General features: G+C 40.3%; 8 protein-coding genes. 1 reads left to right on the top strand and 7 read right to left on the bottom strand.

Annotated features, from left to right (window positions below; all coding sequences use genetic code 11):
• Positions 1 to 28: 28 nt before the first annotated feature.
• The 6 genes from odhB to sdhC all read right to left on the bottom strand — a co-directional run bounded on the left by odhB (position 29) and on the right by sdhC (position 8230).
• Positions 29 to 1234, bottom strand: a complete 1206-nt coding sequence (gene odhB / locus AC5YDM_RS09275; RefSeq protein ID WP_496151820.1) for a 2-oxoglutarate dehydrogenase complex dihydrolipoyllysine-residue succinyltransferase — start codon at positions 1232 to 1234, stop codon at positions 29 to 31.
• On the bottom strand, positions 1234 to 4074 hold the full coding sequence (locus AC5YDM_RS09270) for a 2-oxoglutarate dehydrogenase E1 component (RefSeq protein WP_496151854.1): 2841 nt from the start codon (positions 4072 to 4074) through the stop codon (positions 1234 to 1236). The genes odhB and AC5YDM_RS09270 overlap by 1 nt, the downstream gene beginning before the upstream one ends.
• Positions 4075 to 4830: 756 nt before the next feature.
• On the bottom strand, positions 4831 to 5541 hold the full coding sequence (locus AC5YDM_RS09265; protein ID WP_496151819.1) for a succinate dehydrogenase iron-sulfur subunit: 711 nt from the start codon (positions 5539 to 5541) through the stop codon (positions 4831 to 4833).
• A gap of 14 nt (positions 5542 to 5555) precedes the next feature.
• The gene (gene sdhA, locus AC5YDM_RS09260; protein ID WP_496151818.1) at positions 5556 to 7454 is read right to left on the bottom strand and encodes a succinate dehydrogenase flavoprotein subunit; all 1899 of its coding nucleotides are present in this window, start codon (positions 7452 to 7454) and stop codon (positions 5556 to 5558) included.
• Positions 7455 to 7466: 12 nt separating this feature from the next.
• Positions 7467 to 7832: a succinate dehydrogenase, hydrophobic membrane anchor protein gene (sdhD, locus tag AC5YDM_RS09255; protein WP_496151853.1), complete on the bottom strand. Its 366-nt coding sequence runs from the start codon at positions 7830 to 7832 to the stop codon at positions 7467 to 7469.
• Complete coding sequence (sdhC, locus tag AC5YDM_RS09250) at positions 7832 to 8230, bottom strand: succinate dehydrogenase, cytochrome b556 subunit (RefSeq protein WP_496151817.1); 399 nt, start codon at positions 8228 to 8230, stop codon at positions 7832 to 7834. The genes sdhD and sdhC overlap by 1 nt, the downstream gene beginning before the upstream one ends.
• Before the next feature lie 1028 nt (positions 8231 to 9258).
• On the opposite strand from sdhC, the gene gltA reads away from it, so the two are divergent.
• Positions 9259 to 10533, top strand: a complete 1275-nt coding sequence (gene gltA / locus AC5YDM_RS09245) for a citrate synthase (protein ID WP_496151816.1) — start codon at positions 9259 to 9261, stop codon at positions 10531 to 10533.
• 178 nt (positions 10534 to 10711) lie between these two features.
• On the opposite strand, the gene AC5YDM_RS09240 is transcribed toward gltA, so the two are convergent.
• The gene (locus AC5YDM_RS09240) at positions 10712 to 12334 is read right to left on the bottom strand and encodes a flavin-containing monooxygenase (protein WP_496151815.1); all 1623 of its coding nucleotides are present in this window, start codon (positions 12332 to 12334) and stop codon (positions 10712 to 10714) included.
• Positions 12335 to 12375: the final 41 nt, after the last annotated feature.

Here is a 12375-nt window from a genome sequence, read left to right as displayed (position 1 = left end):
CTAAGCCCATCAAGTTTATTCTGAAATATTAAAGATCAAGGATTAGACGAGCTGGTTCTTCTAACAATTCTTTAATTGTTACAAGGAAACCTACTGCTTCTTTACCATCGATTAAACGGTGGTCATAAGAAAGAGCCAAGTACATCATTGGCAGAATTTCTACCTGACCATTTACAGCCATTGGACGTTCTTGGATTTTATGCATACCCAAAATCGCTGTTTGTGGTGTATTTAGAATCGGAGTAGATAATAATGAACCGAAAGTACCACCATTTGTAATAGTGAACGTACCGCCAGTCATATCTTCGATACCTAATTTACCGTCACGTGCTTTACCTGCATATGCACGGATACCATTTTCAACTTCTGCATAGTTCATACGGTCTGTATCACGAAGAACAGGAACTACTAAACCACGTTCAGATGAAACGGCAACACCAATATCGTAGAAACCGTGGTAAACGATATCCTCACCATCAATAGATGCATTTACAGCTGGGTAGCGTTTAAGCGCTTCAGTTGCAGCTTTAACAAAGAATGACATAAAGCCAAGACGTGCACCATGACGCTTTTCAAAAGCATCTTTATATTGGTTACGCATGTCCATGATTGGTTTCATGTTCACTTCGTTAAACGTTGTCAACATTGCAGTTTCTTGAGTCGCTGCAAGCAGACGTTCAGCAACACGCTTACGAAGACGAGTCATCGGAACACGTTTTTCAACACGCTCACCTACAGCAACACTTAATGGTGCAGCAGCTGGTTTAGCTTGATGATTCGCAACATCTTCCTTAGTGATACGACCACCACGACCAGTACCAGCAACATCGCTTGCAGCAACACCTGACTCTGTCAAAGCTTTACGTACAGCTGGAGCTTGATCAGCAACTTGAGCACGTTCAACAACAGGTGCAGCACCTGCTTCAGTTACCGCAGCAGCTTGTTCAACTTTTGCTTCAGATTGAACTGCTTGAGTTTGAGCAGCGCCAGATACAGCACCTTCTTCAAACTGAGCAATCACCTCATTAGAAAGAACAGTGTCACCTTCGTTTTTAACGATAGATGCAATTGTACCGTCTGCAGGCGCAACAACTTCTAAAACAACTTTATCAGTTTCAATATCACAGATCACTTCATCACGTGATACAGCTTCACCTGGTTGTTTGTGCCAAGTTGCAATTGTTCCATCTGCAACTGACTCTGGAAATACCGGTGCTTTAATTTCGGTTGCCATTATTTAGAATCTCCTGATTGTTCAGCTACGATCGCCAATGCGTCATTTACGAGCTGAGCTTGTTGTTTTGCATGCAAATAAGGTGAACCACAAGCTGGTGCAGCAGAAGCTTCACGACCTGCGTAACTAATTTGAATATGTTGACCAGACTTTATTACACCTTCGTATAAACGAGGAGCAATAAATAACCACGCGCCTTGGTTCTTCGGTTCTTCTTGAGCCCATACCAATTCTTTAACGTTTGGATATTGAGCAAGAACTTCTGCAAGACGAGCTTCAGGGTACGGATATAATTGTTCAACACGAACGATCGCAGTGTTGTTCAACTCGTTTTCACGACGTTTTTCCAGTAAATCGTAATAAACCTTACCACCACAAAGCACTAAACGTGATACGTCCGACTTGTTGATGTTATCAATCTCATCAATCACAGTTTGGAATGAACCATTCGCTAATTCTTCTAAAGTAGAAGTTGCAAGCTTGTGACGAAGCAATGACTTCGGAGAAGTAATGATCATTGGCTTACGAATTGGACGAAGTGCTTGACGACGCATTGCATGGAAAATCTGTGCAGGCGTTGTCGGTGTAATCACTTGCATATTGTCTTCTGCACAAAGCTGTAAGAAACGCTCTAAACGTGCTGAAGAATGCTCAGGACCTTGACCTTCATAACCGTGCGGAAGAAGCATCGTTAAACCACACACACGCTCCCACTTCGTTTCACCAGAAGCGATGAACTGATCGATTACGACTTGTGCACAGTTTGCGAAGTCACCGAATTGCGCTTCCCAAATAATCAAACTCTTAGGAAGAGTCGTCGCGTAACCGTATTCAAACGCCAATACTGCCATTTCAGACAACAATGAGTCATAAATTGCAGTACGTGGTTGGTTTTCTTTGATGTGACAAAGCGGAATATAAGTCGAACCATCTACTTGGTTATGCAATTTTGCATGACGATGTGAGAATGTACCACGACCAACGTCTTCACCTGTCAAACGAACAAGGAAACCATCATCTAGAATAGTTGCATAAGCTAAAACTTCTGCAGCACCCCAGTTCAACGGCATTTCACCTGTTTGCATTTTCAAACGATCATCAATCACTTTAGACACTTGACGTTGCATCACAAAGCCTTCAGGCAATTGACGCATTTTCGTACCAAGCTCTTTTAAGCGTTCGATTGGGAAAGATGTATCCCACTCGTCTGTATAGTCATGACCTAAGTAAGGAGTCCAATCAACAAACATTTTCTTATTTGGCTCAAGTACAAGCGCATTTGCAACGTGCTTACCTGCTTCCAAATCAGAACGATATTGTTCAACCATCGCATCAGCAGCTGCACGATCAAGAACACCTTGCTGAACCAATTGGTCTGCATAAAGTGTACGAGTTGTCGTTTTTTTGTTGATGACTTGGTACATCATTGGCTGAGTTGCTGCCGGCTCGTCGGCTTCGTTATGACCACGACGACGGTAGCAGAACATATCAATCACAACATCTTTACGGAATGTATGACGGAAATCATGTGCCAATTGAGCAACAAATAATACTGACTCTGGATCATCACCATTCACATGGAAAATTGGAGCCTGAATCATTTTTGCAATGTCTGTACAGTATTCTGTAGAACGTGCATCACGTGGATCAGATGTCGTGAAACCAACTTGGTTATTCACAACAATATGAACTGTACCACCTACTGTATAACCACGAGTTTGTGACATTTGGAAGGTTTCTTGGTTCACACCTTGACCTGCAAATGCTGCATCACCGTGAATAATTACAGGTAATACGTCATCACCACCAATGTCTTTACGACGAACTTGACGAGCACGTACAGAACCTTCTACTACTGGTCCAACGATTTCTAAGTGTGATGGGTTAAACGCCAATGCCAAGTGAACTTCGCCACCTGATGTCATGACATTTGAAGAGAAACCTTGGTGGTATTTAACATCACCAGAACCCTTTTTATGTAAGCTCTTACCTTCGAACTCACCAAAAAGATCTGCTGGGTTTTTACCCATGATATTAACAAGAAGGTTCAGACGACCACGGTGTGGCATTCCGATCACAACTTCTTTACAACCTACAGAACCTGCACGTTGAATAACAGCATCAACCATAGGAATGAAAGATTCGCCACCTTCCACACCAAAGCGTTTAGCACCAACGTATTTATTACCTAAGAATTTCTCAAGGCCTTCAGCTGCTGTTAAACGTTCTAAGACGTGTTTTTTCTGTTCAGCAGTGAAACCGAATTGACCCTTAGCACCTTCAAGACGTTGTTGAATCCAACGTTTTTCTTTGGTATCAACAATGTGCATGTATTCAACACCAATTGAAGCACAGTAAGTTGCTTCCATTGCTTGAATCATTTCACCTAAAGTTGCTTCTTCTTTACCGATTGCAAGATTACCGGTATTGAAAACTGTATCCAAATCAGATTGAGTTAAACCGTGTGCATCTAACTCTAAATCGTAAGCATGCTCACGCTTAGCCAAACCAAGTGGATCTAATTTTGCTTTTTGATGACCACGGTTACGGTATGCAGCAATCAGTTGTAATACACCAATCTGACGACGCTCATGCTCAGAGCTTACAGCACTTTGAACAACAGGTTGAACACGGTTTGAATTACGACCGAGTAATAGGAATTGCTCGCGTACGTTGCTATGAGGCTGATCACCCTTTGGGAATTTACCGAAGTATTCTTGCCAATCAGCACCAACTGAATCTGGTGCTGTTAAATACTGTTCATAAAGTTCTTCAATATACGCTGCACTGTCAGCGGAAAGTTCAGTGTCAAGACGCAGAGCGTCAGCAACTTCTTGCATTTGTGGACCCATTTCCTATTGCAAAACATTACAGGGAGCTTTTTAAGCTCTCCCATGATTGATAATGCCAAATCGGTAAATTGACATTCACCCATCTGGCACACATGACCATGGGGCGTGAGTAGTATCAGATATCATCCGACACAAACAACGAGCCATAACACGCTCAATCGTATTATGACTCCTATATACTCGACCAAAATCGAGCAATTTTTTTTGCAAATTGGCTTAGAAAAAATAAGTAAAAATCTTATATTTTCTAAGACAACTCTAATTTACCCCATTATTAATAGTTTTTTGCGTTGAAAAAACCTCAATATGTTGAATAAATGTACATAATTGACTGGTTTTTTAGCAATTATAAACTGTTCAATTCTATCATACCGTAAAATTACTATTGATTTAATTGACACATACTATTCATAAATTAGCGAAATACATTAAAAAAATTATGCGTTAATCTACAGAGCATTATCGCAAATTCTTCAATTTTCACCACCGAATTAGACTAAAGACTAACACGGATTTTACTCTGCAGACACTACACAGTTTTTACGACAAATATATTAACATCTCCTCAATATAAATACAGACTCTAAACACTCAACTTAAAACACTTACGCTTTTATTTCCTGCATTATTGAAGCTATTTCGATCAATCGATTTTTATCACGCCAATTACACGCTTGATTTTTTATTGAACTAAAATATGGATAAAAAAAAGCACACCGAAGTGTGCCTTTTTACAAGCTAAGATTAACCAGCTTGATCAAACATCATGTTACGGATATGACCAATTGCCTTCGTAGGATTTAGACCCTTAGGACAAACAGACACACAGTTCATAATGCCTTTACAACGGAATAACGAGAATGGGTCATCAAGACGAGATAAACGATCTTGAGTTGCCGTATCACGAGAATCGATGATAAAACGGTATGCATTCAATAAAGCAGATGGACCTAAGAATTTATCAGGGTTCCACCAGAATGATGGGCATGAAGTTGAACAACATGCACAAAGAATACATTCGTATAAACCATCTAAATGTTCACGTTCTTCTGGAGACTGTAAACGCTCTTTAGGTGGCGCAGGCTGGTTATTGATCAGGAACGGCTGAATTTTATCGTATTGATCATAGAATTGGTTCATATCAACAACCAAATCTTTTACCACTGGCAAACCTGGCAATGGACGTACAGTAATCACTTCTGGTAAATCGTTTAGGTTCCAAAGACACGCCAAACCATTTTTACCATTGATGTTTACACCATCAGAACCACAAATACCTTCACGACATGAACGACGGAACGTTAAAGATTCGTCCTGTACTTTTAATGCAAGAAGTGCATCAAGCAACATACGGTGCTTATCAGTCAACTCAAGCTTAAAAGTTTGCATGTACGGTGCTTTATCCTTATCAGGATCGTAGCGGTAGATATTAAATGTACGAGTACCTCTACTCATCTTACTTCTCCTAATTAGAACGTACGTGGTTTAGGTGGAATAGCTTGAACCGATAACGGTTTATAGCGCACTGGTTTATACTCTAGACGGTTGTCTGAAGAGAACCATAATGTGTGCTTCATCCACTCATCATCACGACGACCGTAAGAATAAGTTGGGTGATCTGGTGGTAATTCGAAATCTACCACTGTATGCGCACCACGACATTCTTTACGAGCTGCAGCTGAAATCAACGTCGCTTTAGCAACTTCATACAAGTTTTCAACTTCTAAGGCTTCAATACGTGCTGTGTTAAAGACTTTAGATTTGTCTTTCAACAGGATGTTACGAACACGTGGCTCGATCGCAAGGATTTCTCTTACGCCTTTTTCAAGCAATTCAGTGGTACGGAATACACCTGCATGATCTTGTACGATATCACGAATTGCATCAGCAACGTCTTGAGCATTCTCACCTTCAGTTGACTCATCCAACTTACGGATACGTGCAACAGTCTGCTCTAAAACAGTTGTAGGTAATGGTGAATATTCATCACCATGATGCTTAGTTACGTAATCGATAATGTGCTCACCAGCAGCCTTACCAAACACAACCAAGTCAAGAAGTGAGTTTGTACCTAAACGGTTTGCACCGTGTACAGATACACATGAACACTCACCAATTGCATAGAAACCTTTCACTGGCTTAGTGAAGTTACGATCGCCTGCATTGTGTGAATACACATCAGCATCTTTATCGTAATGCGCTGCAAAAGCCGTAGTTTCACGAGATTCAGGAACAACAACTTGACCATGAATATTCGTAGGAATACCACCCATTTGATAATGGATTGTTGGCACTACTGGAATTGGCTCTTTAGTAATATCCACGTTCGCGAATTTCTTACCAATCTCAAATACAGATGGAAGACGTTTCATGATCGTTTCAGCACCCAAGTGCGTCATATCAAGTAAGATGTAGTCTTTCTTAGGACCACAACCACGACCTTCTTTAATTTCTTGGTCCATTGAACGTGATACGAAGTCACGTGGAGCCAAGTCTTTAAGCGTCGGAGCATAGCGTTCCATGAACGGCTCACCTGAATCGTTACGAAGGATTGCACCCTCACCACGACAACCTTCAGTCAACAATACGCCTGCGCCCGCAACACCTGTTGGGTGGAACTGCCAGAATTCCATATCTTGCAACGGAATACCTGCACGAGCCGCCATACCAAGACCGTCACCAGTATTGATATATGCGTTTGTAGATGCACGGTAAACACGACCAGCACCGCCAGTAGCGAACAATGTAGCTTTTGCTTGGAATACTGCAATTTTACCTGTTTCTTGGTCAATTGCCGTTACACCAAGTACATCACCAGCTTCGTTACGAATAAGATCTAGCGCGATCCACTCTACGAAGAATTGAGTACCCATTTTCACGTTGCTTTGATAAAGCGTATGAAGAAGTGCGTGACCCGTACGGTCGGCAGCAGCACATGCACGTGGCACAGCTTTTTCACCGTAGTTTGCAGAGTGACCACCGAATGGACGTTGGTAAATCGTACCGTCTGCGTTACGGTCAAATGGCATACCTAGGTGTTCAAGTTCATAAACAACTTGAGGCGCTTCACGAGTCATGAACTCGATTGCGTCTTGGTCACCTAACCAGTCCGAACCTTTTACAGTATCGTAGAAGTGATAGTGCCAGTTATCTTCTTGCATATTACCAAGAGATGCACCAATACCACCCTGCGCTGCAACAGTGTGCGAACGAGTTGGGAATACTTTTGTCAATACCGCAACTTTCAAACCAGCTTGAGCAAGTTGGTAAGAAGCACGCATACCTGAACCACCACCACCAACGATGACAGCATCGAAAGTTTCGTGTGGAATATTTGTGTAATCTTCTTTAGGGTTTATAGCGCCCATGATTGTTTCCTATCAATTCGCCCAAAAAATCTGGATCGCCCAGATTGCATATGCCAATACAGCAATAATCACTGCTGAAGTCAGTACCATACGCAAACCATTTGCAACTGGACCCATTGCGCGAGTCGTCACGTAATCCGTGAAAACTTGCCACATTCCGATCCATGCATGCGCAACAAGAGATAAGACTGACAATAAAGACATAATCTTCATTGGAGTTGTCATCATGAAGCCATACCATTGCTCGTAGCTAAATCCGCTGTTACATAGGATCCAACCCAAAATAACAACAGTATAAACAGCCAGAACAACAGCACTTACACGTTGAATAAACCAATCGCGTGAACCTGAACCTGTAAAGCCTGTAGCACTTTTCATTAGAGTACGATCCATACAAATGCTGCAACAATACCGATTGCAGACAAGATTAATGCGATAGTAGATGCAAGACGACCACTCTCTAGCTCTTCAGCTACGCCAACGTCAGCAAGTAAATGCTTAACACCTGCAACGAAGTGGAAAATAAGGCCGGCTACAAATACCCATACGATAAAGCGCACTACAAAACCATTCATGATTTCTTGAACTTGCGCAAAACCTTCAGGAGAAGACAATGACTTGTCTAAAATCCATAAAAGTACCGGTACGAGTAAAAATACGATGACACCAGAAAGACGGTGTAGAATTGATGCAATAGCCACAGGGGATTTTAAGTTTACGTCTAAAACTTGACCCATGGACAAATTGACAGGTCTGTTGCTTTTCACAGCGGGCATCCTGTAAGTAAAAACTCCATCCGGAGTTTGTTGGAATTAGTTCGAAGGAAAGCTGGCCTAGCTAGGTAAGCGAGTACCTAATCATTTATACGACACGGAATTATAAAACGTGAGCTACCAAATTACAAACACCCCTCTACCAGACTTAAGTTAAAATATTTAGTAATAAGAATCATTTACATCTATAATACCTAAAACCGCCCTTGCCTATTTTAAAAAAATAATCATAAGTTATTATTTCTAAAATGATTTTTCTTAATTATTCAATCAAGAACACCTTATTACTCCTACCTGTCCTGCTATAGACTAAAGAACAATAACAACCAATATTTCAGCTATAAATAAATATTAAAATGATATATATCAACAATATAAAACATATCACTTAGATTATTACATTCTTTTGTAATGTATATTTAAAAAATGAATGAATAAGATTTTTAATTTATTTTTACTCTTAATTATATCCATCGCTTTCAACTTTTAAGTTCTTATTTTAAACCGTTTAAAATTAGGTCTATTTTAATTATTCTCTTTACTTTAATACGCCTAAAAACCGAAACAACCCAAGCAATGCTTTACAATGCATTCGTTCTGAGACCTCACTGTTAAAAGTGCAAATAAATATTTCAATCAGGTCATCTGTTTTAACTTTATAACTATCACGCCTGAAATCAACAAATTAGACACTACACGTTGATCTCAATACAGACAATATATCTATAAAACTTATAAATAAATGAGCTTAGAACGATTTAAAACGACAAAATATACCCGTTAACGCGGTTTTTTTTATGCACCTATTGATAAATTTGACTTATTATACTGCGGCACTAGTGATTGCACATTGAATTGTAGTTTGGCTGTCCACTGTTACAGCAACTCAAGACTGTCATTTTTATCCATAAGTATAATTGACTTTTTTTGGCTACTCACTAATCTTAAAGCAAATTTGAAACCATCCTCTCGATAAAAACATAGATTATTTCGGGACGGATATACATTCACCAGGACAGGAGATCGATTGAATGTCTGAAGCAACTGGCAAAAAAGCCGTTTTACAGCTCGCTGGCAAAGAAATTGACTTACCAATTTACAGCGGCACATTGGGCCCAGATGTAATTGACGTTAGTGGCATCTTAAAAGAAGGTCATTTCACCTATGACCCTGGTTTTATGTCAACTTCGGCTTGTGAATCAAAAATCACTTTTATCGATGGTAATGAAGGTGTTCTTTTACACCGTGGCTACCCAATCGACCAATTAGCGACTAAAGCTGATTACTTAGAAACTTGCTACTTATTATTAAATGGCGAGCTTCCAACAGCTGAGCAAAAAGAAGAATTCGACGCTAAAGTACGTAATCACACTATGGTTCACGACCAAGTTAGCCGTTTCTACAATGGTTTCCGTCGTGATGCTCACCCAATGGCGATCATGGTTGGTGTTGTTGGTGCTTTATCTGCGTTCTATCACAACAGCTTAGACATCGAAAACGTTGATCACCGTGAAATCACTGCGATCCGTTTAATCGCGAAGATTCCTACTTTAGCGGCTTGGAGCTACAAGTACACAATCGGTCAACCGTTTGTTTACCCACGTAACGACTTGAACTACGCTGAAAACTTCCTTCACATGATGTTTGCTACGCCTGCTGACCGTGATTACAAAGTTGATCCTATCCTTGCTAAAGCAATGGATCGCATCTTCACACTTCACGCTGACCACGAACAAAATGCGTCTACATCTACTGTACGTTTAGCTGGTTCTACTGGTGCTAACCCGTATGCATGTATCGCTGCTGGTATCTCTGCACTTTGGGGCCCTGCTCACGGTGGTGCAAACGAAGCTGTACTTACTATGCTTGATGAAATCGGCTCTGTAGAAAACGTTGCTGGCTTCATGGAAAAAGTGAAAACTAAAGAAGTTAAACTTATGGGCTTCGGTCACCGAGTTTACAAAAACTTCGATCCACGTGCGAAAGTAATGAAAGAAACTTGTGATGAAGTTCTTGCTGCTCTTGGCATCAACGATCCACAGCTTGAACTTGCTATGGAACTTGAACGTATCGCTCTTTCTGATGAATACTTCATCAAGCGTAACCTTTACCCGAACGTAGACTTCTACTCAGGTATCATCCTTAAAGCGATTGGTATCCCGACTGCTATGTTCACTGTAATTTTCGCTCTTGCACGTACAGTTGGTTGGATCAGCCACTGGTTAGAAATGCACAGCGCTCCTTACAAAATCGGTCGTCCACGTCAGCTTTACACTGGCGAAACTCAACGCGATATCGCTCGTTAATTCGAACGGCATAAGTTGACAAAAAAACCACCCAATTGGGTGGTTTTTTTATTGTATGATTTTCTAAATTAAACTTTAGAACACATCTGTAAAAAAGACATTAAGAGTAATATTAAAGCCTCAAGCGAATCACACTTGAGGCTTCATTATTCACTTAACAATATTCATTTATCAACAATTATGAAGCTTGATAATAATGATCCAAATCCATTTTCTTCAAACGGCTTCTCAGTTCTTTAAGTGACCAAGGCCATGCAGCAAAGTTACGTCCATTCGCATCCAGATAATAACTCTTACATCCTCCAGCATTAAACACCGTTGTTTTAAGATGCTTTTGTACCAAATGATTGTGTTTCGCAATGACCTCTTTTTTAATCACCAGTTGTTTAATCTTTTGCGATTTCATTTTGACTAAGCCATCAACGATGTAGCCAATTTGAGCTTCAGCAATTCCAATGAATGAGTCATAAACCAAAATATTTGGACCAAGCACCAAGAATGCATTTGGTAAACCTTCAATACTCGTTCCCAAATAAGCCTCTGGAGATGAGTCTTTCCAACGATCTGCAAGTAATTTACCTTCAACATCATATACACGCTTACCAATTGGGGGATGTGAAACTTCAAAACCAGTCCCCCAAATAATTACATCAACTTCATGGCGCTCACCATTGGCTGAAACTACTGTATTCCCATCAATTTCAACCAAGCCATGCGGAATGAGGCTAACGTTATTTTGCTGTAAAGCTGGATAATAGTTATTTGCAAAAAGTAAGCGCTTACAGCCAATATCAAAATTTGGCGTGACATCTTTGCGTAATTGATCATCTTTAATCTGTAATTTTAAAAGCTGACGACTCAGAACATTCACTGGCTTTAAAGTCTTAGGGTTTCGTAATCCAAAATTAATCCCATTCAGAATTTGCGCGATACTACTACGCCAAGTTTTCTGAATCACAGGAAAACGTTTAATAATATTTTTCGCAGTATCATTTAAATCCATATCTGCTTTAGGCAATACCCAAGGTGCAGTTCTCTGAAAAACAAACAACTCACTCGCAAGTGGTTGCACTTGTGGAATAAATTGAATTGCAGATGCTCCTGTCCCAATCACAGCAACACGCTTACCCTTTAAATCATAGTCATGATTCCAACGTGCGGAGTGGAACATCTCACCTTTAAATGTTTCAATCCCTTTTACCTTAGGCATTGATGGCTCAGTGATCGGCCCTGTAGTAAACATCACCGTTTTGGCTTTGTATAAACCTTTCGATGTTTCCAAGTTCCAAATGCCTTGAGCCTGATCCCATTTAGCACTGACCAACTCATTATTGAATTCAATCTTTTTGTTTAAATCGAATTTCGCAGCCACATCTTCCAAATAGCTGAGAATCTCAGGCTGCTTTGCAAATAAGTGACTCCACTTATGACTCGGCGAAAAAGAGAAAGAATATAAAGCGGAAGGTACATCACAACCACACCCTGGATAGTTATTATCACGCCATGTACCACCCACACGATCAGCTTTTTCAAGTACAACATAGTCGTGATAACCCGCTTGATTCATTTTATATGCAGCAGCGATACCAGAGATACCAGCCCCCACAACAATGGTGTCATATATATGTACATCTGACTTTTGAACCGATGGAACAATAACTTGCTCATTTTGACTATCAGAACTTGAATTTTCATTTACTTTCTTTACAACACTACTTGTTTCTAAATCAGCTTTTTTAGCTTGTTCTCGCTGTTTTTCAGCCACCACCAACTTTGACTTTACTGTTTTTTGATTCGACATAATTATGCCCTTTTAAATCTATTCTAAAACTTATTTTTAAT

Source organism: Acinetobacter sp. CY81 (assembly GCF_059515925.1).
Note: the sequence above shows the minus strand (reverse complement) of the source record. Positions and strands in the feature narration are given on the sequence as shown.

Coding starts and splice junctions, on each gene's coding strand:
- AC5YDM_RS09240 (WP_496151815.1), bottom strand. CDS start 12,334: ATGTCGAATCAAAAAACAGTAAAGTCAAAGTTGGTGGTGGCTGAAAAA.
- AC5YDM_RS09265 (WP_496151819.1), bottom strand. CDS start 5,541: ATGAGTAGAGGTACTCGTACATTTAATATCTACCGCTACGATCCTGAT.
- sdhD (WP_496151853.1), bottom strand. CDS start 7,832: ATGAAAAGTGCTACAGGCTTTACAGGTTCAGGTTCACGCGATTGGTTT.
- AC5YDM_RS09270 (WP_496151854.1), bottom strand. CDS start 4,074: ATGCAAGAAGTTGCTGACGCTCTGCGTCTTGACACTGAACTTTCCGCT.
- sdhC (WP_496151817.1), bottom strand. CDS start 8,230: ATGCCCGCTGTGAAAAGCAACAGACCTGTCAATTTGTCCATGGGTCAA.
- odhB (WP_496151820.1), bottom strand. CDS start 1,234: ATGGCAACCGAAATTAAAGCACCGGTATTTCCAGAGTCAGTTGCAGAT.
- gltA (WP_496151816.1), top strand. CDS start 9,259: ATGTCTGAAGCAACTGGCAAAAAAGCCGTTTTACAGCTCGCTGGCAAA.
- sdhA (WP_496151818.1), bottom strand. CDS start 7,454: ATGGGCGCTATAAACCCTAAAGAAGATTACACAAATATTCCACACGAA.